The 26,849-nt window shown below is 65.3% G+C and carries 23 protein-coding genes; 7 read left to right on the forward strand and 16 right to left on the reverse strand.

Annotation, left to right across the window (positions count from 1 at the left end; translation table 11 throughout):
• The first annotated feature begins 4 nt into the window (after positions 1-4).
• The 3 genes from prfB to LGM89_RS21360 all read left to right on the forward strand — a co-directional run bounded on the left by prfB (position 5) and on the right by LGM89_RS21360 (position 3,809).
• Positions 5-1,109 (forward strand): peptide chain release factor 2 gene (gene prfB / locus LGM89_RS21350; protein ID WP_111941483.1). Its coding sequence is split into 2 segments (ribosomal slippage): positions 5-85 and positions 87-1,109, totalling 1,104 coding nucleotides; the frame shifts between segments, so codons are not numbered across the junction.
• An 82-nt stretch (positions 1,110-1,191) separates the two neighbouring features.
• Positions 1,192-2,718 (forward strand): lysine--tRNA ligase, encoded by a 1,527-nt coding sequence (gene lysS / locus LGM89_RS21355; protein WP_089431260.1) that lies wholly within the window; start codon positions 1,192-1,194, stop codon positions 2,716-2,718.
• Between the two features lie 347 nt (positions 2,719-3,065).
• A complete protein-coding gene (locus LGM89_RS21360) occupies positions 3,066-3,809 on the forward strand; it encodes a glycine zipper 2TM domain-containing protein (protein WP_089495157.1) in 744 nt (247 codons plus the stop codon).
• A gap of 142 nt (positions 3,810-3,951) precedes the next feature.
• On the opposite strand, the gene iscX is transcribed toward LGM89_RS21360, so the two are convergent.
• From iscX to LGM89_RS21420, 12 genes are all read right to left on the reverse strand, one after another.
• Positions 3,952-4,161 carry a Fe-S cluster assembly protein IscX gene (gene iscX, locus LGM89_RS21365; protein ID WP_069621826.1) on the reverse strand — a complete coding sequence of 70 codons (210 nt, stop codon included), beginning with the start codon at positions 4,159-4,161 and terminating at the stop codon, positions 3,952-3,954.
• 19 nt (positions 4,162-4,180) lie between these two features.
• A complete protein-coding gene (gene fdx, locus LGM89_RS21370; RefSeq protein ID WP_011352558.1) occupies positions 4,181-4,522 on the reverse strand; it encodes an ISC system 2Fe-2S type ferredoxin in 342 nt (113 codons plus the stop codon).
• Positions 4,523-4,610: 88 nt separating this feature from the next.
• On the reverse strand, positions 4,611-6,479 hold the full coding sequence (gene hscA / locus LGM89_RS21375) for a Fe-S protein assembly chaperone HscA (protein ID WP_226273807.1): 1,869 nt from the start codon (positions 6,477-6,479) through the stop codon (positions 4,611-4,613).
• A gap of 54 nt (positions 6,480-6,533) precedes the next feature.
• On the reverse strand, positions 6,534-7,061 hold the full coding sequence (hscB, locus tag LGM89_RS21380; RefSeq protein WP_089495314.1) for a Fe-S protein assembly co-chaperone HscB: 528 nt from the start codon (positions 7,059-7,061) through the stop codon (positions 6,534-6,536).
• A gap of 97 nt (positions 7,062-7,158) precedes the next feature.
• A complete protein-coding gene (gene iscA, locus LGM89_RS21385; RefSeq protein WP_012492710.1) occupies positions 7,159-7,482 on the reverse strand; it encodes an iron-sulfur cluster assembly protein IscA in 324 nt (107 codons plus the stop codon).
• Positions 7,483-7,546: 64 nt separating this feature from the next.
• A complete protein-coding gene (gene iscU, locus LGM89_RS21390; protein ID WP_089425757.1) occupies positions 7,547-7,954 on the reverse strand; it encodes a Fe-S cluster assembly scaffold IscU in 408 nt (135 codons plus the stop codon).
• 68 nt (positions 7,955-8,022) lie between these two features.
• A complete protein-coding gene (locus LGM89_RS21395) occupies positions 8,023-9,246 on the reverse strand; it encodes an IscS subfamily cysteine desulfurase (protein ID WP_046546057.1) in 1,224 nt (407 codons plus the stop codon).
• A gap of 64 nt (positions 9,247-9,310) precedes the next feature.
• A complete protein-coding gene (gene iscR / locus LGM89_RS21400) occupies positions 9,311-9,850 on the reverse strand; it encodes a Fe-S cluster assembly transcriptional regulator IscR (protein ID WP_009691731.1) in 540 nt (179 codons plus the stop codon).
• A gap of 114 nt (positions 9,851-9,964) precedes the next feature.
• Entirely contained in the window at positions 9,965-10,447 is a 483-nt protein-coding gene (locus LGM89_RS21405; protein WP_089495159.1) for a low molecular weight protein-tyrosine-phosphatase, read from the reverse strand.
• Between the two features lie 101 nt (positions 10,448-10,548).
• Positions 10,549-10,776: a hypothetical protein gene (locus tag LGM89_RS21410; protein WP_089495160.1), complete on the reverse strand. Its 228-nt coding sequence runs from the start codon at positions 10,774-10,776 to the stop codon at positions 10,549-10,551.
• Positions 10,777-10,906: 130 nt separating this feature from the next.
• A complete protein-coding gene (locus LGM89_RS21415; RefSeq protein ID WP_089440509.1) occupies positions 10,907-12,319 on the reverse strand; it encodes a lactate utilization protein B in 1,413 nt (470 codons plus the stop codon).
• Between the two features lie 34 nt (positions 12,320-12,353).
• Positions 12,354-13,076 carry a (Fe-S)-binding protein gene (locus LGM89_RS21420; protein WP_069248359.1) on the reverse strand — a complete coding sequence of 241 codons (723 nt, stop codon included), beginning with the start codon at positions 13,074-13,076 and terminating at the stop codon, positions 12,354-12,356.
• A 184-nt stretch (positions 13,077-13,260) separates the two neighbouring features.
• On the opposite strand from LGM89_RS21420, the gene LGM89_RS21425 reads away from it, so the two are divergent.
• Complete coding sequence (locus LGM89_RS21425; RefSeq protein WP_034183553.1) at positions 13,261-14,070, forward strand: IclR family transcriptional regulator; 810 nt, start codon at positions 13,261-13,263, stop codon at positions 14,068-14,070.
• 92 nt (positions 14,071-14,162) lie between these two features.
• On the opposite strand, the gene pbpG is transcribed toward LGM89_RS21425, so the two are convergent.
• Entirely contained in the window at positions 14,163-15,329 is a 1,167-nt protein-coding gene (gene pbpG / locus LGM89_RS21430; protein WP_089440510.1) for a D-alanyl-D-alanine endopeptidase, read from the reverse strand.
• A gap of 653 nt (positions 15,330-15,982) precedes the next feature.
• Between pbpG and LGM89_RS21435 the strand changes: the two genes are divergently transcribed.
• Positions 15,983-16,549: a phasin family protein gene (locus tag LGM89_RS21435; protein ID WP_226273808.1), complete on the forward strand. Its 567-nt coding sequence runs from the start codon at positions 15,983-15,985 to the stop codon at positions 16,547-16,549.
• A 202-nt stretch (positions 16,550-16,751) separates the two neighbouring features.
• Here LGM89_RS21435 and lpdA read toward each other — a convergent pair whose 3' ends face one another.
• From lpdA to aceE, 3 genes are all read right to left on the reverse strand, one after another.
• Positions 16,752-18,518 carry a dihydrolipoyl dehydrogenase gene (gene lpdA / locus LGM89_RS21440; RefSeq protein ID WP_089495162.1) on the reverse strand — a complete coding sequence of 589 codons (1,767 nt, stop codon included), beginning with the start codon at positions 18,516-18,518 and terminating at the stop codon, positions 16,752-16,754.
• A 278-nt stretch (positions 18,519-18,796) separates the two neighbouring features.
• Positions 18,797-20,446: a dihydrolipoyllysine-residue acetyltransferase gene (gene aceF, locus LGM89_RS21445; RefSeq protein ID WP_226273809.1), complete on the reverse strand. Its 1,650-nt coding sequence runs from the start codon at positions 20,444-20,446 to the stop codon at positions 18,797-18,799.
• 68 nt (positions 20,447-20,514) lie between these two features.
• Complete coding sequence (aceE, locus tag LGM89_RS21450; RefSeq protein WP_089495164.1) at positions 20,515-23,211, reverse strand: pyruvate dehydrogenase (acetyl-transferring), homodimeric type; 2,697 nt, start codon at positions 23,209-23,211, stop codon at positions 20,515-20,517.
• Positions 23,212-23,484: 273 nt separating this feature from the next.
• Between aceE and fixL the strand changes: the two genes are divergently transcribed.
• Both fixL and fixJ read left to right on the forward strand, forming a co-directional pair.
• Positions 23,485-26,001: an oxygen sensor histidine kinase FixL gene (gene fixL / locus LGM89_RS21455; RefSeq protein ID WP_011352574.1), complete on the forward strand. Its 2,517-nt coding sequence runs from the start codon at positions 23,485-23,487 to the stop codon at positions 25,999-26,001.
• The gene (gene fixJ, locus LGM89_RS21460) at positions 25,998-26,636 is read left to right on the forward strand and encodes an oxygen response regulator transcription factor FixJ (protein WP_006493245.1); all 639 of its coding nucleotides are present in this window, start codon (positions 25,998-26,000) and stop codon (positions 26,634-26,636) included. The genes fixL and fixJ overlap by 4 nt, the downstream gene beginning before the upstream one ends.
• Positions 26,637-26,849 lie beyond the last annotated feature (213 nt).

The following is a 26,849-nucleotide window of genomic DNA, read 5'->3' on the forward strand; positions in this document are numbered from 1 at the left end:
GATCATGGAAGCGGAACGTCTCAACGCGATCGAAAGCTCCCTGCTCGACCTGCGCAACCGCGCGGGCGAGCTCCGGGGGTATCTTTGACTACGACGCCAAAGCTGCGCGTCTGACCGAAGTCAACAAGGAACTCGAAGACCCGAACGTCTGGAACGATTCGAAGAACGCCCAGGCGCTCGGTCGCGAGAAGAAGCTGCTCGAGGGCGTCGTCACGACGCTCACCGCGCTCGATGGCGACCTGCGCGACGCGCTCGACCTGTTCGAGCTGGCCCGCGAGGAAGGTGACGAGGACACGCTCGTCGCGTCGGAAGAAGACGCCGCGAAGCTCGAGGCACGCGTGGGCGACATCGAGTTCCGCCGGATGTTCTCGAACCCGGCCGACCCGAACAACTGCTTCATCGACATCCAGGCCGGCGCCGGCGGCACCGAGGCGTGCGACTGGGCGTCGATGCTGCTGCGCCAGTACCTGCGCTACTGCGAACGCAAGGGCTTCAAGGCCGAAGTGCTCGAAGAGTCCGACGGCGACGTCGCCGGCATCAAGAACGCGACGGTCAAGGTCTCGGGCGAATACGCGTACGGCTTCCTGCGCACCGAAACGGGCATTCACCGCCTCGTGCGCAAGTCGCCGTTCGACTCGTCGGGCGGGCGCCACACGTCGTTCTCGTCGGTGTTCGTCTACCCGGAAATCGACGATTCGATCGAAGTCGAGATCAACCCGGCCGACCTGCGCATCGACACGTACCGCGCATCGGGCGCGGGCGGTCAGCACATCAACAAGACCGACTCCGCGGTGCGGATCACGCACATGCCGACCGGTATCGTCGTGCAGTGCCAGAACGACCGCTCGCAGCACCGCAACCGCGCCGAAGCGATGGCGATGCTGAAATCGCGCCTGTACGAAGTCGAAATGCGCAAGCGCCAGGCCGAACAGGACAAGCTCGAATCGAGCAAGACCGATGTGGGCTGGGGCCACCAGATCCGTTCGTACGTGCTTGACCAGAGCCGCGTGAAGGACCTGCGCACGAACGTCGAAATGAGCAACACGCGCGCCGTCCTCGACGGCGACCTCGACGACTTCATCAGCGCGAGCCTCAAACAGGGCGTGTAAGCGCCGCGGCGCGACCCTGCCGGGTCGCGCCCCCTTGCCCTTCCCGTTTGCGTTGCCGCACCCACTCCGAATTCCGACCATCATGACCGAACCGACCCAAACGCAGCCCGCCGTCACCGCGGACGAAAACCAGATCATCGCCGAGCGCCGCGAGAAGCTGCGCGCCCTGCGCGAGCAAGGCGTCGCCTACCCGAACGATTTCCGCCCGGAACATCACGCAGCCGATCTGCAGACGAAATTCGCCGACTCGGACAAGGCCGCGCTCGAAGCGAACCCGGTCGAGGTGTCGGTCGCCGGCCGCATGATGCTCAAGCGCGTGATGGGCAAGGCAAGCTTCGCGACGGTGCAGGACGGTTCGGGCCAGATCCAGTTCTTCGTGACGCCGAACGACGTCGGCGCGGAAACCTACGACGCATTCAAGAAGTGGGACCTCGGCGACATCGTCGCCGCGCGCGGCGTGCTGTTCCGCACCAACAAGGGCGAGCTGTCGGTCCAGTGCAAGGAACTGCGCCTGCTGTCGAAGGCGCTGCGCCCGCTGCCGGACAAGTTCCACGGCCTGTCGGACCAGGAAATGCGCTACCGCCAGCGCTACGTCGACCTGATCGTCACGCCGGAAACGCGCGACACGTTCCGCGCCCGCACCAAGACGATCGCGTCGATCCGCAAGTTCATGGACAACGCCGAGTTCATGGAAGTCGAGACGCCGATGCTGCACCCGATCCCGGGCGGCGCGGCCGCGAAGCCGTTCGTCACGCATCACAACGCGCTCGACATGCAGATGTTCCTGCGTATCGCGCCGGAGCTGTACCTGAAGCGCCTGATCGTCGGCGGCTTCGAGCGCGTGTTCGAAATCAACCGTAACTTCCGGAACGAAGGCGTGTCGCCGCGTCACAACCCGGAATTCACGATGATGGAGTTCTACGCCGCGTACACCGACTACCGCTGGCTGATGGACTTCACCGAGCAGTTGATCCGCCAGGCGGCGATCGATGCGCTCGGCACCGCGACGATCCAGTACCAGGGCCGCGAGCTCGACCTGGCGAAGCCGTTCCACCGCCTGACGATCACGCAGGCGATCCAGAAGTACGCACCGGACTACACCGACGGCCAGCTGTCGGACGACGCGTTCCTGCGCACCGAACTGAAGCGCTTCGGCGTCGACGTGTCGCAGCCGGCGTTCCTGAACGCAGGCATCGGCGCGCTGCAGCTCGCGCTGTTCGAGGAAACGGCCGAAGCGCAGCTGTGGGAGCCGACCTTCATCATCGACTACCCGGTCGAGGTGTCGCCGCTCGCACGCGCATCGGATACGGTGCCGGGCATCACCGAGCGTTTCGAGCTGTTCATGACCGGCCGCGAAATCGCGAACGGCTTCTCGGAGCTGAACGATCCGGAAGACCAGGCCGCGCGCTTCAAGAAGCAGGTCGAGCAGAAGGATGCGGGCGACGAGGAAGCGATGTTCTTCGACGCCGACTACATCCGCGCGCTCGAGTACGGGATGCCTCCGACCGGCGGCTGCGGGATCGGCATCGACCGTCTCGTGATGCTGCTGACCGACAGCCCGACGATCCGCGACGTGCTGCTGTTCCCGCACCTGCGCCGCGAAGACTGATCGCTGCGCCCGCGTGTGCGCCGCGCCCTGCGGCGCGCACGCGTCAGCTTTGTAACGACGCGTAAATCCCGCCAGCCGGCGTCCGCCGGCTTTCGATCCTCCCCCGTTTTATCCCCTCGTCGCGACGGCCTTTTCCGGGTTTTCCCTGTCATGGCTGCCGATGCTCCGCTGCAATTCGTTACACCTTGATACGGCGCGCCGCTGGGCCGTGGACGACACTCCTGTTGCGTCACCACGCATGACCACGGGACCAGAACGAGGCGCCGGAACGCCGAGTCTGCTCGCTCCCGAGCGTGGGATCCTGCTCCGGCGCAGCGCGCCGATCCGGATCGACATTGGAGAACAAAATGGACAACCAGAATCAGACCACGCCGCAAAAGCAACGCCTCCACCCGCTGATCGCCACCGCGGCCGGCGCCGTCATCGTCGCCAGCCTCGCGGCGACGGCAGCGATCACGGGCGTCTTCCCGAAGGCCAACAGCAACAATGCGCAGAACGGTCAGACCCAGGCCGCGCTGATCGCATCGCAGCCGGCCGTCGATACGGCCGCGGCCGCCAGCGCCGCGCTGGCCGCGCAAGCCCAGCAGCAGGCGGCCGAACAGGCCGCCGCGCAGCAGAAGGCTGCCGAGCAGAAGGCCGCCGTCGCGCAGGCTGAACCGAAGCCCGCGCCGCGCCCGGCCGCGCCGCATCGCCGTCATACGACGGCACCGCAGCCGCCGCAATACGCGCAGCAGCCGTCGGCCCCGGCCCAGAGCTACTGCCAGAGCTGCGGCACGGTCGTCGCGATCTCGCAGACGCGCACGCCGGGCCAGAGCTCGGGGATCGGCGCCGTGGGCGGCGCTGCAGCCGGCGGCCTGCTCGGCAACCAGTTCGGTCACGGCAACGGCCGCACCGCGATGACGATCATCGGCGCGCTGGGTGGCGGCCTCGCCGGCAACCAGGTCGAAAAGCAGGTGCGCGCGGAAACCGACTATCAGGTGCAAGTGCAGATGGAGAACGGCGCGACGCGCACGTTCACGTACCACAACCCGCCGCCGTTCGGCCAGGGCCAGCGCGTACGGATCGAGAACGGCACGCTGGTCGGCGCGTAATCGCCAGATCGCGTCGGCGCCCCCTGCCCGCATGTCGTGCGCGGGCAGGCGGCCTGAAAACGAAAACGGCTCGTGAGCAATCTCACGAGCCGTTTTTTCATTGCGCCCTGCGCGCCCATGCGGCGCACACGGTGCCCATCGGTCAGTCTTCGTCGTCGAAGTCCGATTCGTCGATCCAGTGGGCCTGGATCGCTTCGAGGATCTTCTCGCCGGAGTGCGCCGGATCGTCGTTGAAGCCGTCGAGCTCGAGCACCCATTGGCGCAAGTCGACGAAGTTGATCCGCTGGGGGTCGATGTCCGGGTGCTTGTCCGCCAGCGCAATGGCTATTTCACGCGAATCGGTCCATTTCATCGCCTGCCTCCGGTTCCGGTCAGTGGTTTTCCTTCGCGTGGTTGATCGAGTACTTCGGAATCTCGACCACCAGGTCCGAATCTTCCTTCACGATCGCCTGGCACGACAGGCGCGACGTCGGCTCGAGGCCCCACGCCTTGTCCAGCAGATCGTCCTCGTCCTCCTCGGACGGCGTCAGATCGTTGAAGCCTTCGCGGATCACCACGTGGCACGTCGTGCACGCGCACGACTTCTCGCATGCATGCTCGATCTCGATCCCGTGTTCGAGCAGGTTGTCGCAGATACTCTTGCCGGGCGTCGCGTCGATCACCGCGCCATCCGGGCACAGTTCGACGTGAGGCAGCACTACCAGTTGAGGCATGTCCGTTCCGTCAGTCAGGGTGCGGCGCCAGGCGCCGCACGGTTCAGTGTCGCGCGGGCCGTTGCCGGCCGATGCGCAGTTCGTGAGTTCAGATCTCGTCGAGCCGGCGGCCCGACAGCGCACGCTTGATGCTCTTGTCCATCCGGCGCGCCGCGAATTCATCGGTGCCGTCGGCCAGCGCCTTGGTCGCCGCTTCGATCGCGTTCGTATCGTCGCCTTGCGCGACCGCGCGCAGCGCGGCGGCCAGCGTGTCGACTTGCGTGCGCTCGCTCGCGTCGAGCAGTTCGCCGTCGGCCGCCAGTGCGGCCTGCGTCGCCTCGAGCATCCGCTGGGCCTCGACTTGCGCTTCGCGCAGCGCGCGGGCGCGCATGTCGATCTCGGCGGTCTTGAAGCTGTCCTCGAGCATCTTCGCGATGTCGTCGTCGGCAAGACCGTACGACGGCTTCACGACGACCGACGCCTCGACGCCCGACAGCTGCTCGCGGGCGAACACCGACAGCAGGCCATCCGCGTCGACCTGGTAGGTCACGCGAATGCGCGCGGCGCCAGCCGTCATCGGCGGAATGCCGCGCAGCTCGAAGCGCGCGAGCGACCGGCAATCGGCGACGAGTTCACGCTCGCCCTGCACGACGTGGATCGCCATCGCGGTCTGGCCGTCCTTGAAGGTCGTGAATTCCTGCGCGCGCGCGATCGGAATCGTCGAGTTGCGCGGAATGATCTTCTCGACGAGGCCGCCCATCGTCTCGACACCGAGCGACAGCGGAATCACGTCGAGCAGCAGCCAGTCGTCGCCGGTGCCGCGATTGCCTGCGAGCAGGTCGGCCTGGATCGCCGCGCCGAGCGCAACGACCTGATCCGGATCGAGGTTCACGAGCGGCGGCTGGCCGAAGTACTTCGCAACTGCGTCGCGAATCACCGGCATGCGCGTCGCGCCGCCGACGAGCACGACACCCTTGATGTCGGCCGGCGCAACCTGTGCATCGCGCAGCGCCTTGCGGGTCGGCGTGAGCGTGCGCTGCACGAGCGGCTCGACGAGCGACGCGAACGTGTCGTGCGAGATCGTCTGCACGAGGTGCGCGCCACCCGACAGCGTGACGTCGAGCGACGCCTCCGGTGCGGACGACAGCGCTTCCTTCAGCACGCGCACACGGTCGAGCAGCAGGCGCACGTCCTCGGGTGCGAGCGTCTTCGCGTCGATGCCGGCCTGCGCGAGCACGTGATCGAACAGCGCATGGTCGAAATCGTCGCCGCCGAGCGCGGAATCGCCGCCCGCGGCCAGCACTTCGAACACGCCCTTCGTCAGCTTCAGGATCGACAGGTCGAACGTGCCGCCGCCGAGGTCATACACCGCATAGAGGCCTTCGGCCCCGTTGTCGAGCCCATAGGCAATCGCCGCGGCGGTCGGTTCGTTCAGCAGGCGCAGCACGTTGAGGCCCGCGAGGCGCGCCGCATCCTTGGTCGCCTGGCGTTGCGCTTCATCGAAATACGCGGGCACCGTGATCACCGCGCCAACCAGGTCGTCGCCGAGCGAATCTTCCGCGCGATAACGCAGCGTCGCGAGAATCTCGGCCGACACCTCGACCGGGCTCTTCACGCCGTCGATGGTACGGATCTGCACCATGCCCGGCGCATCGACGAATTCGTACGGCGCGTTCGCCGCGCCTTCGACCTCGGCCTTGCCGCGGCCCATGAAGCGCTTGACCGACACGATCGTGTTGCGCGGATCGGTGGCGGCCTGCTCTTTCGCCTCGTGGCCGATGCGGCGGCCGCCCTTCTCGAGGTAGCGGACCACCGACGGCAGCAGCACGCGGCCCGTTTCGTCCGGCAGGACTTCAGGCACGCTGTTGCGCACGGCCGCGACGAGCGAATTCGTCGTGCCGAGATCGATCCCGACGGCGAGTCGCCGCTGATGCGGCGCCGGCGCCATGCCCGGTTCGGAAATTTGCAGTAAAGCCATCTTGGTTCGTTCGGGCGCTCGGCCCGTTTGCTGCGCGTGCCGCAAGGCACGCGGTTAAGTTTCGAGGCGCTCGATCTGCGCGCCCACTTCCGACGCGACCCGTTCGATGAACATCAGCTGGCGGACGGCCTCGGCGGCCGCCTGATCGGCGCCGCTGTCGAGCAGCGTGCCGAGGCGCTCCACCCGCACGCGCCGCTCTTCGCGCAACTCGGCGAGCAGCACGTCGAGCGCGTCGACGTTGCGGGCGGCCGCGGCATCCTCGATGCCCTCGCGCCACTCCATCTGCTGCATCAGAAACGCAGGCTCCATCGCGGTGTTGTTTTCCGCGCCGATGTCGACACCGCGCAGCGACAACAGATACGACGCGCGCTTCAGCGGATCGCGCAGCGTGCGATACGCTTCGTTCGCGCGGGTGGCCCATTGCATCGCGATGCGCTTCTGCGCGTCGCCGGCCGCCGCGAAGCGGTCCGGGTGCACCTGCGTCTGCACCGTCCGATACGCGGCGTCGAGCGCCGTCTCGTCGAGCGCGAATTGCGCCGGCAGGTGAAACAGGTCGAAATGGCTGTCTTTCAGCGAGACCATCGTCGCGTTCAATTCCGTTTCGTCGCGCGGCAAACGCCGCACATTAAAAAGGCGGCCCGTGCCGCCTCTTGCCCGCATCGCGCGGAGACCCGCGTGATCACACGCGGAACGATTCACCGCAGCCGCACTCGTCCTTCACGTTCGGGTTGTTGAACTTGAACCCTTCGTTCAGGCCTTCGCGTGCGAAGTCGAGCTCGGTGCCGTCGATGTAGGCCAGGCTCTTCGGATCGACGATCACCTTCACGCCATGGCTCTCGAACACCTGATCCTCGGGAGCGAGCTCGTCGACATACTCGAGCTTGTACGCGAGCCCCGAGCACCCGGTCGTGCGAACGCCAAGCCGCAGACCCATACCCTTGCCGCGACGGACGAGGTATTTCTGGACGTGCTGTGCTGCTTTTTCGGTCAGTGTAATTGCCATGATGTCCTTGCCGCGGCGCGCCACCGGGGCCCGCCGCGTTCCTTCTGAAGCCGCTCGATGCCGCTCAGGCTGCTGCCTGATCGCCTGCCGTGGTGTCGTGACGCTTCTTGTAGTCGGCCACGGCTGCCTTGATCGCGTCTTCCGCGAGGATCGAGCAGTGAATCTTCACCGGCGGCAGCGCGAGTTCTTCCGCGATCTGCGTGTTCTTGATCGACAGTGCTTCGTCGAGCGTCTTGCCCTTCACCCATTCGGTGACGAGCGAGCTCGATGCGATCGCCGAACCGCAACCGTAGGTCTTGAACTTCGCGTCTTCGATCACGCCGTCCGCGCCGACGCGGATCTGCAGCTTCATCACGTCGCCGCAGGCCGGCGCGCCGACCATGCCCGTGCCGACCGTGTCGTCGTCCTTCGCGAACGAACCGACGTTGCGCGGGTTTTCGTAGTGATCCAGAACCTTGTTGCTGTAAGACATGACTCAGACTCCTTGACTCGTTACGTCTGCGTGCGCGAATCCGCCCGCGGGTATGTTCAATCCGGCGCTCAGTGTGCGGCCCATTCGATCGTCGACAGATCGATGCCTTCCTGGTGCATTTCCCAGAGCGGCGAGAGTTCGCGCAGCTTCGCGATCTTGCTGTTCAGCAGGTTGATCACGAAGTCGACTTCCTGCTCCGTCGTGAAGCGGCCGACCGTGAAGCGGATCGAGCTGTGGGCCAGTTCGTCGTTGCGGCCGAGCGCACGCAGCACGTACGACGGCTCCAGCGACGCCGACGTGCATGCGGAGCCCGACGACACCGCGACGTCCTTGATCGCCATGATCAGCGACTCGCCTTCGACGAAGTTGAAACTGATGTTGAGGTTGTGCGGGACACGGCGCTCCATGTCGCCGTTCACGTACGTTTCCTCGATTTGCGACAGGCCGCGCAGCAGCTTGTCGCGCAGCATGCGGATGCGCTCGTTTTCCGTCGCCATTTCTTCGCGTGCGATACGGAACGCTTCGCCCATGCCTACGATCTGGTGCGTCGCCAGCGTGCCCGAACGCATGCCGCGCTCGTGGCCGCCGCCGTGCATCTGCGCTTCGATGCGCACGCGCGGCTTGCGACGCACGTACAGCGCACCGATGCCCTTCGGGCCGTAGGTCTTGTGCGCCGAGAACGACATCAGGTCGACCTTCAGCTTCGCGAGGTCGATCGCGACCTTGCCGGTAGACTGTGCGGCGTCGACGTGGAACACGATGCCCTTCTCGCGGCAGATCTCACCGATCGTCTCGATGTCCTGGATCACGCCGATCTCGTTGTTCACGTGCATCACCGACACGAGGATCGTGTCCGGGCGCAGTGCGGCCTTGAACACGTCGAGGTCGATCAGGCCGTCATCCTTCACGTCGAGGTAGGTGACTTCGAACCCGTCGCGCTCGAGCTCGCGGCAGGTGTCGAGCACGGCCTTGTGCTCGGTCTTCACCGTGATGATGTGCTTGCCCTTGCCCTTGTAGAAGTTCGCGGCACCCTTGATCGCGAGGTTGTCCGATTCCGTTGCGCCGGACGTCCAGATGATCTCGCGCGGATCCGCGTTCACGAGCGCGGCCACGTTCTCGCGCGCCTCCTCGACCGCACGCTCCGCGTCCCAGCCATACGCGTGGCTGCGCGACGCCGGGTTGCCGAACTGCTCGCGCAGATACGGCACCATCTTGTCGACCACGCGCGGGTCGACCGGCGTCGTCGCGCTGTAATCCATGTAGATGGGCAGGTGGAGAGTGTCTTGGGTCATCTGTCGCTCCGGGAATTCTGTGCAGGGACTATGTGCGTTATGGGGTATGGCGGCGCCTTCGCGCTCACGAACTCGCGATGTTGAACACCGAATTGGGGCCGAGCGGCATCGTGCGAACCGGCTCGGCCGGTGCCGCAACGGGCTCCGGCGTCCGCCGGTCGCGCAGCACCGCTGGTGCGCCCTCGCGAGCGCGCTGCTGATCGACGAGATCCTGCAGCGACACCGAATCGAGGTATTCGACCATCTTCTGGTTCAGCGTCGACCACAGCTCGTGCGTCATGCAATGGCCGTCTGGCTGTTTCGAGCCGTCGCACGTGCCTTTGCCGCCGCACTGCGTGGCGTCGAGCGGTTCATCGACCGCGATGATGATGTCGGCAACGGTGACGTCCTGCGCGCGACGCGCGAGGTTGTAGCCGCCGCCCGGGCCGCGCACGGATTCGACGATTTCATGCCTGCGCAGCTTGCCGAACAGCTGTTCGAGATACGAGAGCGAAATCCGCTGGCGCTGGCTGATGCCTGCAAGCGTCACCGGGCCCTGCTCCTGGCGCAGTGCCAAGTCAATCATCGCCGTGACGGCGAAACGGCCTTTGGTGGTGAGTCTCATGGTGTCTAGGGGACTGCAATCTTGACGATTTTGGTCAAGTATAAATATTTGACGTTTTTAGTCAAGTATCCATGTCTTTGAAAGGGTATTCGCAGATCGCTGAAAACCGCGCGATCAGCGCTCCGTACGGGCCCTGAGCGCCTCCAGCAGGCCCGCGCACGCGCGCTCGACCTGATCGAGCACCTGCTCGAAGCCCTGCGTACCGCCGAAATAGGGGTCGGCTACCTCGGTCTCGGCCGAATCCGGCGCGAATTCCATCAGCAGGCGCACCTTGTCGCGATGCTGCGGCGGGCAGCGGCGGCGCAGCTCCGCGAGATTCGCCTCGTCCATCGCGAGCAACAGGTCGAAGCGCTCGAAATCCGCCGCGCTCACCTGTCGTGCACGCAGCGCCGACAGGTCGTAGCCGCGGCCGCGAGCGGCCGCCTGGGCACGCGTATCGGGCGGCTCGCCGACATGCCAGTCGCCGGTGCCGGCCGAATCGATCTCGATCCGGTCCGCCAGCGCGGCCGCGTCGACCTGATGACGCATCACGCCTTCCGCGGTGGGCGAACGGCAGATGTTGCCGAGACAGACGAAACAGATCGAAACGCGGGTCATCACACTATCGGAAAGCCGCGGCGGGCCGCGTGGGAGAACAGCCCGCCATTATACAAAGGCGGCCGAAATCGCGCCGCCGCGCAAAGCGACGGCGCCATGCCTTACAGCGCCTTCGGCACGGCGAGCACGACGTCGCCGGACGCCGCCGGCAGCGGCTTCGCCGTATCGTCGACTAGCCCGAACGACACCGCACGCGCCAGCTCGGCGGATGCCTGGTGAACGGCAAGCGGGCCACGCGACGGCGCCTCGGCCATCGCATGCAGATAGGCAGCCGCGGCCAGCGGAACGACGATTGCCAACGGCCAGTACATCGATATTGTCTTTTTCATGATGCGGACCTCCTTGGACCTCGCACCCCGAAACCCAATTCCGGGGACTACAGACAGGATTCTATAGCCCGCATCTATCGAGATAAATATGCAAATAGCGAACGCACTGTTGTCGCCCGATGAACAGTCGTCAGCCGAGGTGGCTTTGCGACGCCGCGTACAGCTCGCGGAACGTGCGTCCGGTCGGCGTCGGCATATCGCGCGTATCCATCCAGCCGCCCATCATCGGCAGGCGCCGCAGCGTGCCGCCGCTGCCGCCCAGCCGCTCGAGGATGCGCACCGCGAGCTTGGTCGTGAGCGCGTACAGCATCGGCCGGCGCGCGAAGAAACCCCATGCGGCGAGCGCCGCCCGCTCGCGCCACGGCCGCAGGTGTCGCTCGACCTGCTTCTCGCGCAGCGTGCGCAACAGGTGCGACAACGGAATCCCGGCCGGGCACACGCTGTCGCATTCCCCGCAAAGTGTTGCGGCCTGCGGCAGATCGAGTGAGCGGTCGAGCCCGACGTAGCTCGGCGTCAGTACGGACCCCATCGGCCCCGGGTACACCCAGCCGTACGCGTGGCCGCCGACCTTCTGGTACACCGGGCAATGGTTCATGCATGCGCCGCAACGGATGCAGCGCAGCATCTCCTGGAATTCGCCGCCGATCAGCCCCGTGCGGCCGCCGTCGACCAGCACCACGTAGTTGTGCTCGGGGCCGTCCTCGTCGCCCGGCCCGCGCGGCCCGGTCAGCAGCGAGAAATAGTTCGACGTCTTCTGCCCGGTCGCGGAGCGCGGCAGCAGGCGCATCGCGGTCGCGAGATCCTCGAGCGTCGGCAACACCTTTTCGATGCCCGTCACCGCCACATGCACGCGCGGCATCACGGTGCACATCCCCTCGTTCCCTTCGTTCGTCACGATCGCGACCGAACCGGTCTCGGCGATCACGAAGTTGCCGCCCGTCACGCCCATGTCGGCCGACATGAAATGCGGGCGCAGCACCTCGCGCGCCTCGCGCGTCATGTCCGGAATCTCGGTGAGCCGCTCGCGATGATGTGTGCGCGCAAACAGGTCGGCGATCTCGTCCTTGTCCTTGTGCACGACGGGCGCAATGATGTGGCTCGGCGGCTCGTTGTCGTTGATCTGCAGGATGTACTCACCGAGATCCGTCTCGATCGACTGCACGCCCATTTCCGCGAGCACCGCGTTCAGGCGCATTTCCTCCGACACCATCGACTTGGTCTTGATGACCTTCTTCACGTCGTGACGGCGCGCGATGTCGGCCACGAGCCGCGCGGCATCCTCGGTCGTTTCGGCGAACAGCACCGTCGTGCCGCGCCGCGTCGCCTCGCGCTCGAACGCCTCGAGCCACACGTCGAGGTTCTCCAGCGCGCGGTTGCGGCGGGCTTTCAGCGCGGCGCGCGTGGCCGGGAAGTCGATCGCGGTCATCGCATCGGCGCGCGCGGACACGAACTTCGTCGACAGCTTCTTCAGGTTCTGCTGCAGGCGCTGGTCGGCCAGCTTCTGGCCGGCGCGCGCCTTGAAATGCATCGATTGGACTTGCATCGCGGTATCGGGGAAAAGTGAGCGGAACCGGGCGTCAGACGTCGCCCGCCAGCACCTGCGCGACGTGCAGCACGCGCGTGTCGCGGTCGCCGGTGCGGCGCAACCGCCCTTCGATGTTCAGCATGCAGCCGAGATCGCCAAGCACGACGGCGCCCGTGCCGGACGCGCGCACGTTCGCGCATTTCTCGTCCGCGATGGCGGCCGAAATGTCGCCGTACTTGACCGCGAACGTGCCGCCGAAGCCGCAGCAGTGCTCGCAGTCCTTCATTTCGGTGACGGCGATGCCGCGCTGCGCGAGCAGCGCGCGCGGCTGCGCCTTCACGCCCAGCTCGCGCAGGCCCGAGCACGAATCGTGGTAGGTGACGGGCCCCGTGAATTCGCCCGGCGCGAGCGACACCTTCGCGACGTTCGCCAGGAAATCGGTCAGTTCGTAGACTTTCTGCTGGAACCGCGTGTAGCGCCCCATCAGTTCGGGGTCGTCGCGAAACAGGTCGCCGTAGTGCGCGCGAATCATCCCGCCGCACGAACCTGACGGCGCGACGACGTAATCGAACTGCTCGAACTCGCGCAGCGTCTTTTCCGCGAGATCGCGCGCGAGCGCACGGTCGCCCGAGTTGTAGGCCGGCTGGCCGCAGCAAGTCTGCGCGGGCGGCACGATCACCTCGTAGCCGGCGTCGCGAATCAGCTTGAGCGCCGAAAAACCGATTTCGGGGCGCATCAGATCGACCAGGCAGGTCACGAACAAACCGACTCGCATACGTGCTCCTTCGAGAAAACGGCTCTCATTATCCGCCGTTTGGCCAGCAAGACCAACGCCGGCGCTCATGCAAGCCCGCACGGCGCGAAACGAGGACTTCCTCGAACGGCGTTCGCTTTTTTCACAATACGAGATACAATCGTCCCAACACCGCTTGACGCGTCAACCGATTTCTCCCCCCGACATGAGCCAACCCACCCCGGATTCAAAAACGTCGATCCAGGTGATCGAACGCATGATGCGGTTGCTGGACGCGCTCGCCGCGCACAGTGACCCTGTCAGCCTGAAGGAGCTTGCGCAGCGGACGGAGCTGCACCCGTCGACCGCGCACCGCATCCTCAACGACATGGTGACCTGCCGTCTCGTCGACCGCTCCGATCCCGGCACGTACCGCCTCGGCATGCGGCTGCTGGAGCTCGGCAACCTCGTGAAGGCGCGCCTGTCGGTGCGCGACGCGGCGCTGATGCCGATGCGCGAACTGCACCGCCTCACCGGGCAGACCGTGAACCTGTCGGTACGCCAGGGCGACGAGATCGTCTACATCGAGCGTGCGTATTCGGAGCGCTCGGGGATGCAGGTCGTTCGTGCGATCGGTGGCCGCGCGCCGCTGCACCTCACGTCGGTCGGCAAGCTGTTCCTCGCGGCCGACGAAACGTCACGCGTGCGCGCCTATGCGACGCGTACTGGGCTGTCCGGCCATACGCAGAACAGCATCACCGACATCGCGAAGCTCGAGCGCGAGCTGACGATCGTGCGCCAGCAATCGTGCGCGCGCGACAACGAGGAACTGGAGCTCGGCGTGCGCTGTATCGCGGCCGGCATCTACGACGATTCGGGCAAGCTCGTCGCGGGCCTGTCGCTGTCGGCGCCGGCCGATCGCCTCCAGGATGCGTGGCTCGGCCAGTTGAGCCGCACGGCCCTCACCATTTCGGAATCGCTCGGCTACCGGCCGGCGCCCGCGAAGGATGCGGACGGGCTGCAGCGGCAGGCATAAGCCGCTCCCGCTCGCCCAATGAAAAAGCCCCGCGATTGCGGGGCTTTTTTTCAGCCATCGGCGCGGCGGCGAACCGCCACGCCATCGTGCGATCAGGTCCCGCCGCTCGGCGTGTTGGCCGCCGTCAGGCGCTCGCCGCCACCCGCATCGAGCCAGTTGCGTAGGCGCGCCGCATCGGCAAAGCGCGAATACTTGCCGAACGAATCGAGCAACACCATCACCATCGGCTTGCCGTGGATCGTCGCCTGCATCACGAGGCACTCGCCCGCTTCGTTAATGAAACCCGTCTTCTGCAGACCGATGTCCCACGAGCCATTGCCGCGAATCAGCGCGTTCGTGCTGTTGTAGACCAGGTTGCGCTTGCCCGTGTACACCTCGTAGGTGCGATCGGTCGAGAACTGACGAATCATCGGGTATTGGTACGCCGCATTGACCATCTTCACGAGGTCGCGTGCGCTCGACACGTTCGAGCTCGACAGACCCGTCGAATTCTCGAAGTGCGTGTCGGTCATGCCAAGCGACTTCGCCTTCGCGTTCATCGCGGCGATGAACGCCGGACGACCACCCGGGTAGTAACGCGACAGCGCGGCGGCCGCGCGGTTTTCCGACGCCATCAGCGCGATGTGCAGCATGTCTTCACGCGACAGCACCGAACCGACCGACAGGCGCGAGCCCGTGCCCTTCTCGTAGTCGCGGTCTTCGTCCGTGACTTCGAGCTGGTCGGTCATCGGCGTCTTCGAATCGAGCACGACCATCGCCGTCATCAGCTTCGAGATCGACGCGATCGGCACGACGGCGTGCGAATTCTTGTCGAACAGCGGCTCGCCCGAATTCTGGTCGACGACGTACGCGACGCTCGAACGCAGCGCGAGCGCGTCCGGCGTGTCGTGCAGGCCGAACGCCTGGCCGACGGTCGGCCGGCGCGGCTGGAACGCGACCTTGCGGACTGCGCCGTGATGGCCGCCATGCACGTTCGACGCGAGCGTCACGCGCTTGCGCGACGCCTTCGCGCGCGGCGCGTCGGCGGCCGCGACCTTCGCGGATTTGTCGGAACTGGCCTTGGCCGACTTCTTCTTCGCGGACGAAGCAGGAGCGACAGCCTTTTTCTTGGCGGCTTGTTGGGTCTTCGCAGTGGCGGCAAAGGCGTCAGCCGGCGCGACGGACGCAGTGGTCGCCAGCAAGGCGACTGCGACCGACACAGCCGTGCCGAGCGTCATGCTCTGCAACAATCTGCGCGGTGAAAACGATTCGGCTTTCATTGGGGTCTGGACAAAGCGGGCGGGAGGTTTCCGCAAGTGTAGTTAAAGCTGAAAAAAAGAGCAATATTAGGCACTTACCGATCGTCGTTAAACCGGAATGTAAGGGTCGGCCAACCTCTGACCAATGAACCCTCCCGCTCCCATCGAAAAAATCGATGGGGTGCGCTGCCCGACAGTACCCGTCTCCCGATTACACACGGTTAATTGAGATAACGTCACTTCAGAGGCAATTTAAAGCGGGGAAACTACGTATCCGGCGCTCGGGGTGCCAGGGGCGCCGGTCTCGGCCATGGCGGCGGCACGTCGCCACGGGACACGTATCGAAACGGCGCGTTTTCGACAGGAACAGAAGGATAACGTTCCACAGGCCTGTCAGGTTTACCTGTGCATGATCATGGTGCGCCGCGCCTGCCCCTCAGCCGTGCGCACCATCTGGGATCGCGGCATGAAACCGATTCCGAACAGGCACGATAACTCGTTGTTTTATCGATAATTTGTCGCGATTGTGCAACGCACAAAAAATACTTGACATTGGTTTTCTCTGCCCTAAAATAAGCCTCATTGCTGCGTTGCACAAAGCACGCGCATCCGAGGTTCCCCAGCGTAGTGCCCTTTACCCTGCGATCGACGCGATCGCTTTTCAGGAGCTTGACATGTCCTTGCTGACCCCCGAGCAAATCGCCGCCGCCCAGAAAGCCAACCTCGAAAGCCTGTTCGGTCTGACGACCAAGGCGTTCGAAGGCGTCGAAAAGCTGATCGAACTCAATCTGCAGGTCGTGAAGTCGACGCTGGCCGAAGGCCAGGAAAACGCACAGCGTCTGCTGTCGGTGAAGGACGCACAGGAACTGATCGCGCTGCAAGCCAGCCTGTCGCAGCCGGTCGCGGAAAAGGTGCTGTCGTACGGCCGTCACCTGTATGAAATCGCATCGTCGACGCAAGCCGAGTTCGCGAAAGTTGCCGAAGCGCAATTCGAAGAGCAGAACAAGAAGGTCCAGGCACTCATCGACAACGTCGCGAAGAACGCCCCGGCCGGTTCGGAAACGGCTGTCGCCGCACTGAAGTCGGCACTGAACGCTGCGAACACCACGTACGAAACGGTTCAGAAGGCCACGAAGCAAGCCGTCGAAATCGCTGAAACGAACTTCAACGCTGCTGCTGCCGTCGCAACGAAGGCTGCTACCGCCGCTGCTGCACGTCGTACGAGCAAGCCGGCCGCGTAAGCGTCCCCTGCTCCTGAAAGAGCCGCGCCCAGCGCGGCTTTTTCGTTTCTGGCGCCGGAACATGCTGGAACCGGCGCGTTGCCGACCATGCTCGAACGGTCGTTTGAGCATCGGCCGCCAACAAAAGAAAACGCCGCCGCCCGGATCACCCGGGAGGCGGCGTTTTTTCACGGCCGGCACACTGCCGGCCGAGCCGGCCGCGTTACTTCTTGCGTTGCGGAGGCAGGTCGGTACAGACGCCTTCGTACAGCTCGGCGGCCATGCCGACCGATTCGCCGAGCGTCGGGTGCGGATGGATCGTCTTGCCGATGTCTTCCGCGTCCGCGCCCATCTCGACGGCGAGGCACACTTCGCTGATCAGGTCGCCCGCGTTCAGGCCGACGATGGCACCACCGATCACGCGATGGGTTTCCTCGTCGAAGATCAGCTTCGTGAAGCCTTCGTCACGGCCGTTCGCGATCGCGCGGCCCGATGCGGCCCACGGGAACACGGCCTTGCCGTACTTGATGCCTTCGGCCTTGCACTGGTCTTCCGTCTTGCCGGCCCACGCCACTTCCGGATCGGTGTACGCCACCGACGGGATCTGCAGTGCGTCGAAGTACGCCTTTTCGCCGTGCGCGGCTTCCGCTGCGACGTGGCCTTCATGCACGGCCTTGTGCGCGAGCATCGGCTGGCCGACGATGTCGCCGATCGCGAAGATGTGCGGGACGTTCGTGCGCATCTGCTTGTCGACGTCGATGAAGCCGCGATCCGTGACCGCGACACCCGCCTTGTCGGCGCCGATCTTCTTGCCGTTCGGGCTGCGGCCCACCGCGACGAGCACGAGGTCGTAGCGCTGCGCTTCCGCCGGGGCCTTCTCGCCCTCGAACTTCACGTAGATGCCGTCTTCCTTCGCTTCCGCGCCGACCGTCTTGGTCTTCAGCATCACGTTGCCGAAGCGCTTCGCGTTGTACTTTTCCCAGACCTTCACCAGATCTCGGTCCGCGCCCATCATCAGGCCGTCCATCATTTCGACGACGTCGATCTCGGCGCCGAGCGTCGAGTACACCGTGGCCATTTCGAGGCCGATGATGCCGCCGCCGATCACGAGCATGCGCTTCGGCAGCTGGCGCAGTTCGAGTGCGCCGGTCGAATCGACGACGCGCGGGTCTTCCGGCATGAACGGCAGCTTCACGGCCTGCGAGCCCGCGGCGATGATGGCCTGCTTGAACTTGACGACCTTCTTGCCGTTTTCGCCCTGAACTTCCATGTGGAACGGATCGACGAAAGCGCCGACGCCCGTGACCACTTCGACCTTGCGTGCCTTCGCCATGCCGGCGAGGCCCGTCGTCAGCTTCTTGACGACGCCGCCCTTGAAGTCGCGCAGCTTGTCGAGATCGACTTCCGGCTTGCCGAACGTGATGCCGTGCGACGCGAGCGCCGCGGCCTCCTCGACGACCAGCGACGTATGCAGCAGCGCCTTCGACGGGATGCAGCCCACGTTCAGGCACACGCCGCCGAGTGTCGAGTAGCGTTCGACGAGCACCGTCTTCATGCCGAGGTCGGCGGCGCGGAACGCGGCCGAGTAGCCGCCGGGGCCAGCGCCGAGGACGAGCATGTCGCATTCGATGTCGGCGGCACCCGCGTAGCTGCCGGCTTGCGGCGCGGGTGCCGGCGCGGCTGCGGCCGGTGCGGGTGCAGCCGCTGCGGGCTTCGCCGGTTCCGGTGCTTTCGCGGGTGCGACTGCGCCTGCCGAGGCTTCGACGATGGCGATGACGGTGCCTTGCGAGACTTTCTCGCCGGCCTTGACCTTGATTTCCTTGACGGTGCCGGCGACGTCGCTGGGCACTTCCATGGAGGCTTTATCGGATTCGAGCGTGATGAGCGTCTGCTCTTTTTCGATCACGTCGCCGGGTTTGACATTGACTTCGATGACATCGACGCCGCTGAAATCGCCGATATCCGGAACCTTGACTTCGATGAGACTCATTACTGTCCCCTTCTTGATTAGCTGCAGACAGAGGGGGGAGAAACCCGCAAAAGAACCCGAGACTACGGCCGGACAAGAAAACGCGAACCTGGGCAGGACCACCTTTGCCGTCCGCCCAAGGACGCGCCTTTCTTTTGGTTACTTTTCTTTGGAAGACAAAGAAAAGTGACCGCCGCCCCGCGCAGGGGCGACGCTAATAGACCGTTAGCAAAACAGGTTCAACGACAGAGCGTGGATAACCAACAAAAACCCCACGCCCCCGCGAGCCCCCCCGCTCATCAAAGAATGATGCGACGGAAATCGGCGAGCAACGCGCCGAGATACGCATTGAACCGCGCGGCTTCGGCGCCATCGATCACGCGATGGTCATACGACAGCGACAGCGGCAGCGTGAGCCGCGGCACGAACTGCTTGCCGTCCCACACCGGCTTCATCTGCCCGCGCGACAACCCGAGGATCGCCACTTCCGGCGCGTTGATGATCGGCGTGAAGTTCGTGCCGCCGATCCCGCCGAGCGACGAGATCGAGAAGCAACCGCCCTGCATCTGGTCCGGCTTCAGCTTGCCGTCGCGTGCGGCCTTCGACAGCTCGGCCATTTCCTTCGCGATGTCGACGAGACCCTTCTTGTCCGCATCGCGGATCACCGGCACGACGAGACCGTTCGGCGTGTCCGCGGCGAAACCGATGTGGTAGTACTGCTTGAACACCAGGTTGTCGCCGTCGAGGCTCGCGTTGAACGTCGGGAATTTCTTCAGCGCGGCGACGACCGCCTTGATCACGAACGCGAGCATCGTGAACTTCACGCCCGCCTTCTCGTGCTCCTTGTTCAGCTGCACGCGCAGCGCTTCGAGCTCGGTGATGTCCGCTTCGTCGTTGTTCGTGACGTGCGGGATCATCACCCAGTTGCGATGCAGGTTCGCGCCCGAGATCTTCTTGATGCGCGACAGCGGCTTCGCTTCGAACGGGCCGAACTTCGAGAAGTCGACCTTCGGCCACGGCAGCAGGTTCAGCTCGCCGCCGCCCGCCGGCGCGGCTGCCGCGGCCGGTGCTGCGCGCTGGCCGGTCATCACGCCCTTCACGAAGCCCGTGACGTCTTCCTTCGTAATGCGGCCCTTCGGACCTGAACCCTGCACGCGTGCGACTTCGACGCCGAGCTCACGTGCGAACTTGCGCACCGACGGCGATGCGTGGCTGGCGCGGTATTCGCCCGACGGTGCAGCAGCCGGCGCCGGAGCGGCAGCAGCCGGGGCCGGGGCGGCCTTCGCGGGTGCGGCGGCAGATGCCGGCGCCGGAGCGGCAGCGGCCGGAGCCGGTGCGCTCGCCTGCGGTGCGGCAGCAGCGGCACCTGCGGCTTCGAGCAGCACGATCAGCGTGCCTTCCGACACCGAATCGCCCACCTTCACCTTGATCTCTTTCACGACGCCGGCGGCCGGGCTCGGCACGTCCATCGTCGCCTTGTCCGACTCGAGCGTGACGAGCGACTGCTCCTTCTCGACCGTGTCGCCGACCTTCACGCCGATCTCGATCACCGGCACATCCTTGTAGTCGCCGATGTCGGGGACCTTCACTTCGAGCGTGCCGCCGGCTGCTGCCGGTGCGGCCGCCGGTGCTGCAGCAGCCGGTGCCGGCGCTGTCGCCGGAGCCGGAGCAGCAGCGGGCGCGACCGCGCCGTTCGCCTGCGCCGCGGCGGCGCCTTCGAGCAGGATGATCAGCGAGCCTTCCGACACGGAATCGCCCACCTTGACCTTGATTTCCTTCACGACACCGCCGACCGGGCTCGGCACGTCCATCGTCGCCTTGTCCGACTCGAGCGTGACGAGCGACTGCTCCGGCTCGACGGTATCGCCGACCTTCACGCCGATCTCGATCACCGGCACGTCCTTGTAATCGCCGATATCCGGCACCTTCACTTCGATCGCTTGACTCATCTGTTTCTGTCTCCATGGCCGCGCGCGCCCCTCGCGGGAGCGGCGCGCGGCATCACACGGCGTGTGCGTTAAACGGTCATCGGGTTGGGCTTCGACGGATCGAGGTTGTACTTGGCGATCGCATCCGCGACCACCTTGCGTTCGATCGTGCCCTCGTCGGCCAACGCGTTGAGCGCGGCGACGGTGACCCAGTGACGGTCGACTTCGAAGAAGTGACGCAGCTTCTCGCGGGTATCCGAGCGGCCGAAGCCGTCCGTGCCCAGCACGACGAAACGGCGATCGATCTGGCCGCGGATCTGGTCGACCAGCGCACGGACGTAGTCGGTCGATGCGATGACCGGGCCCTGCGTGTCCTTCAGGCACTTCTGCACGTGCGACAGACGACGCTCTTCGGTCGGATGGAGCAGGTTCCAGCGTTCGACCTGATGGCCTTCACGCGCGAGCTCGGTGAAGCTCGGCACGCTCCACAGATCGGCGGCGACACCCCAGTCGTTCTTCAGCAGGTCGGCGGCAGCGATCACTTCGTTGAAGATCGTGCCCGCGCCGAGCAGCTGGACGCGCGGCGCCTTCGCGTCGGCGTCGGCCTTCTTGAACGCGTACATGCCCTTGATGATGTCGGCCGCCACGTGCTCGCCCTGCGGAATCGCCGGGTGCTCGTAGTTCTCGTTCATCACCGTGATGTAGTAGTACACGTCTTCCTGGTCCGCCACCATGCGGCGCAGGCCGTCCTGGACGATCACGGCGAGCTCATAGCCGAAGGTCGGGTCGTAGCTCACGCAGTTCGGCACCGATGCCGCCCACAGGAGCGAGTGGCCGTCTTCGTGCTGCAGGCCTTCGCCGTTCAGCGTCGTGCGGCCCGCGGTGCCGCCCAGCAGGAAGCCGCGCGAACGCATGTCGCCCGCGGCCCATGCCAGGTCGCCGATCCGCTGGAAGCCGAACATCGAATAGAAGATGTAGAACGGCACCATGATCTCGCCGTGCGTCGAGTACGACGTCGCCGCCGCGATCCAGTCGCACATGCCGCCCGCTTCGTTGATGCCTTCCTGCAGGATCTGGCCGGTTTCCGATTCCTTGTAGAACATCAGCTGGTCGGAATCTTCCGGCACGTACTTCTGGCCCTGCTGGTTCCAGATGCCGATCTGGCGGAACAGGCCTTCCATGCCGAACGTACGCGATTCGTCCGGGACGATCGGCACGACGCGCTTGCCGAGCGCCTTGTCCTTCAGCAGGATGTTCAGGATCCGCACGAACGCCATCGTCGTCGAGATCTCGCGGCCTTCGCCCGTGCCCTTCAGCAGCGGCTCGAACGCGTCGAGCGCCGGCACCGGCAGCGACGTCGCCTTCTCGCGGCGATGCGGCAGGTAGCCGCCGAGGTCCATGCGCTGCTTGCGCATGTATTCGAGTTCCTTCGAGCCTTCCTCGAACTTCAGGTACGGCACGTCGGCGATCTGCTCGTCGGTGATCGGCAGGCGGAACTGGTCACGGAACTTCTTCAGTTGCTCGACCGGCAGCTTCTTCTGCTGGTGCGTGATGTTCATTGCCTGGCCCGACTCGCCCATCCCGTAGCCCTTGATGGTCTTCGCGAGGATGACGGTCGGCGCGCCCTTCGTGTGCGTGGCTTCGTGGAAAGCCGCGTAGATCTTGTGCGGATCGTGGCCGCCGCGGTTCAGCGCCCAGATGTCGTCGTCCGACCAGTCGGCGACGAGCGCCTTCAGTTCAGGTGTGTTGAAGAAGTGCTCGCGCACGAACGCGCCGGATTCCGACTTGTACGTCTGGTACTCGCCGTCGACGACTTCCATCATGCGGCGCATCAGCGCGCCCGACTTGTCGCGTGCGAACAGCGCATCCCAGCGGCTGCCCCAGATGACCTTGATCACGTTCCAGCCGGCACCGCGGAATTCCGATTCGAGTTCCTGGATGATCTTGCCGTTGCCGCGCACCGGGCCGTCGAGACGCTGCAGGTTGCAGTTGATCACGAACACGAGGTTGTCGAGCTTCTCGCGGCTCGCCATCCCGATCGCGCCGAGCGATTCCGGTTCGTCCGTCTCGCCGTCGCCGAGGAATGCCCACACCTTGCGGCCTTCCGTCTTCGTGATGCCGCGCGCTTCCAGGTACTTCATGAAGCGGGCCTGGTAGATCGCCATGATCGGGCCGAGGCCCATCGACACGGTCGGGAACTGCCAGAAGTCCGGCATCAGCCACGGGTGCGGGTACGACGAAATGCCGTTGCCGTCGACTTCCTGGCGGAAGTTGTCGAGCTGCTCCTCCTTCAGGCGGCCGAGCAGGAACGCGCGCGAGTAGACGCCCGGCGACGAGTGGCCCTGCACGAACACGAGATCGCCGCCGTGCTGCTCGGACGCCGCGTGCCAGAAGTGGTTGTAGCCGACGTCGTAGAGCGTCGCGGCCGATGCGAACGATGCGATGTGGCCGCCGACGTTCGTGTCCTTGCCTGCGCGCAGCACCATCGCCAGCGCGTTCCAGCGCGTGTACGAACGGATGCGGTGCTCGATGTCCTGGTCACCCGGGATCTTCGCCTGCGCGGCGACCGGGATCGTGTTGATGTACGGGGTATTCGCGGAAAACGGCAGGTGTTCGCCGTGCATGCGGGCGAATTCGATCTGCTTTTCGATCAGGTAGTGCGCGCGGCCAGTGCCCACGGAGGAGATTACGCCGTCGAGCGACTCGAGCCATTCGACGGTTTCCTGCGGGTCGTCGTCATGTTCGGCGGCGACATATTTCATCACTTCGTTCGGTACAGCGGACATTCTCGTCTCCTGGGTCCTGGAATGTGAGGATCGCTCTCGTGCAGACGACGCGACGCGACCGGCTGCGGGCAAGCTCCGACGGATTGTAATGAGCGTGCGCGGGCCTGCGCAACAAAATTTTCGAATTGTGAGATCTTTTCTCGCAATGCGGAATATTGCTGCGCTGCACCCATATTTCGGGGCTCTCCGGCGCGTCGCGGCTGAACAAATCCGTTTCCGTTCAACATATCCGGTATAGGTTTTCCATGTATTGCGCTGCGCTACAATCCTGCCATGTTGACCGATCGGCTTTTCGCACGCTCGGCGCGACCGTCGGGCCCGCCGGCGGAGTCGCAGCCGTCCCGTTGGCACCACGGACCGTGGTGGTCCAATTCCTATTTGCTGACGCCCCTGCTGTCGATCCTGGTGTTCCTGGTAGTGATGAGCCTCATCCTGTGGAGCCTCAATCGCCGCGAACAGCAGCAGCAGGAAGACACCCTCTTCCGTAACGTCGCCTGGGCGCAGCAGCAGATCCGCCTGTCGATGACGGGCGCGCAGGAACAGCTCCAGGCGCTGTCGCGCGATCTCGCCTCCGGCCGGCTCGATCAGAACGCGTTCCAGATGGCCGTCGCGGACGTGATGCAAACGCATCCGGAAATCCTCTACCTGAACTGGTACACGTCGCCCGGCGTGCAGCGCTGGCCGACCGTGCATCCGCCGCTGCTCGGCCAGCGGCTCGCGAAGCCCGGCGAAGCGCAGATGCAGGACGCCGTGCGCGGCGCGTACGACGAGGCGCGCAGCACGCGCCGCCAGGCCTATTCGCCGCTGATCTACGACGACTTCGGCAACGGCTTCATCACGCTGCAGACACCCGTGATGCGCGGCGACCGCGAGTACCTCGGCTCGATCGCCGCGGTGTTCTCGGTCGAAGGCATCCTGAAGCACGACATCCCGCAGGAGTTGTCGTCGAAGTACAAGATCTCGATCACCGACGCGAACAACCGCGAGCTGTCGTCCACGTCGACGCGCCCGCGCCTGCCGCGCGACTCGCACTACGACCTGCCGCTCGATCCGCCCGGCCAGGGGCTGACCGTGCGCGTGTACGCATTCCCGCAGCTCACGAACCTGACCAACAACACGCTCGTGTGGCTCGTCGCAGGCCTGTCGTGCTTCGTGCTGTGGAGCCTCTGGAGCCTGTGGAAGCACACGCGCCAGCGCTTCGAGGCGCAGCAGGCGCTGTACGCGGAAGCGTTCTTCCGCCGCGCGATGGAAAACTCGGTGCTGATCGGCATGCGCGTGCTCGACATGCACGGCCGCATCACGCACGTGAACCCCGCGTTCTGCCGGATGACCGGCTGGGACGAAACCGACCTCGTCGGCAAGGTCGCGCCGTTCCCGTACTGGCCGCGCGACGCGTACCCGGAAATGCAGCGCCAGCTCGACATGACGCTGCGCGGCAAGGCACCGAGCTCGGGCTTCGAGCTGCGCGTGCGGCGCAAGAACGGCACGCTGTTCCACGCGCGCCTGTACGTGTCGCCGCTGATCGACAGCTCGGGCCGCCAGACCGGCTGGATGTCGTCGATGACCGACATCACCGAGCCGAAGCGTGCGCGCGAGGAACTCGCGGCCGCGCACGAGCGGTTCACGACGGTGCTCGAAAGCCTCGACGCCGCGGTGTCGGTGCTGGCCGCCGACGAGGCCGAGCTGCTGTTCGCGAACCGCTACTACCGCCACCTGTTCGGCATTCGCCCGGACGGCCATCTCGAGCTGTCGGGCGGCGGCTTCGACCGCGCGCAGGCCTCATCCGACTCGATCGACATGGTCGACGCGTTCGCGGGCCTGCCGGCCGCCGCGCTGACGAGCAGCACGGCGGACGCGCAGGAGGTGTACGTCGAGAGCATCCAGAAGTGGTTCGAGGTGCGCCGCCAGTACATCCAGTGGGTGGACGGCCACCTCGCGCAGATGCAGATCGCGACCGACATCACGACCCGCAAGAAAGCGCAGGAACTCGCGCACCAGCAGGAAGAGAAGCTGCAGTTCACGAGCCGATTGATGACGATGGGTGAAATGGCGTCGTCGATTGCTCACGAATTGAACCAGCCGCTCGCCGCGATCAACAACTACTGCTCGGGCACGCTCGCGCTCGTGAAGAGCGGCCGCGGCACGCCGGAGACGCTGCAGCCCGCGCTGGAAAAGACCGCGCAGCAGGCGCTGCGCGCGGGGATGATCGTCAAGCGGATCCGCGAATTCGTGAAGCGCAGCGAGCCGAAGCGCCAGCCGGCGCGGGTCGCGGACATCGTCGCCGACGCGGTCGGGCTCGCCGAAATCGAGGCCAGGAAGCGCAGGATCCGGATCGTCACGGAAATCCTCGCAAGAATGCCTATTATTTATGTCGACCCCGTGCTGATCGAGCAGGTGCTCGTGAACCTGATGAAGAACGCGGCCGAAGCCATGGCCGACGTGAAGCCGGCTTCGGTGGACGGCGTGATCCGCGTCGTCGCCGACATCGAGGCGGGCTTCGTCGACATCCGCGTGATCGACCAGGGCCCGGGCGTCGACGAAGCGACCGCCGAGCGCCTGTTCGAACCGTTTTACAGCACCAAGTCCGATGGCATGGGCATGGGGCTGAATATCTGCCGTTCGATCATCGAATCGCATCGGGGGCGTCTGTGGGTGGTCAACAACGTCGAGCCGGATGGCCGCATTTCCGGCGCAACGTTCCACTGCAGCCTGCCCATTGGGGAACCCGCTGATCTCGGCCAAGGGGGGCGCGAGGCATCGGCATCACATACCGTTACGGGAGAACTATGAATAGCCCTGTCACCACCACTCAGGAAACCGTCTTTGTCGTTGACGACGACGAGGCCGTACGGGACTCGCTGCGCTGGCTGCTGGAGGCGAACGGCTATCGCGTGCAATGCTTCTCGAGCGCCGAGCAGTTCCTCGATGCCTACCAGCCTGCGCAGCAGGCCGGCCAGATCGCGTGCCTGATCCTCGACGTCCGGATGTCGGGCATGAGCGGCCTCGAACTGCAGGAGCGCCTGATTGCCGACAATGCCGCGCTGCCGATCATCTTCGTCACGGGTCACGGCGACGTGCCGATGGCCGTCTCGACGATGAAAAAGGGTGCGATGGACTTTATCGAGAAACCGTTCGACGAAGCCGAGCTGCGCAAGCTCGTCGAGCGGATGCTCGACAAGGCCCGAAGCGAAAGCAAGAGCGTCCAGGAACAGCGTGCCGCGAGCGAACGCCTGTCGAAGCTGACCGCGCGCGAGCAGCAGGTGCTCGAGCGGATCATCGCGGGCCGCCTGAACAAGCAGATCGCCGACGATCTCGGCATCAGCATCAAGACGGTCGAGGCGCACCGCGCGAACATCATGGAAAAGCTCAACGTCAACACGGTGGCCGACCTGCTGCGCCTCGCGCTGTCGAAGAAGCAGGCCTGAGCGCGCGCCGGCCGCGGCGACGCTGCCCGCCCGGCCCGCAGCCAGCCCTGGCCGCCCCGCGCGATGCGGCCCACTCGCGCGGCGGCGGCCTTTCTCCCGGCGCGCGAGCGCCGCGGCCATGACGCTTCCTGCTTATTCGCTGTCGGACGGCGGCAGGCGGTTGGTATAATCGCGTGCTTTGCTGCGACGCTTCGGGCGCCGCACGATCGCATT

Source organism: Burkholderia sp. AU31624 (assembly GCF_020420065.1).
Lineage (GTDB): Bacteria > Pseudomonadota > Gammaproteobacteria > Burkholderiales > Burkholderiaceae > Burkholderia.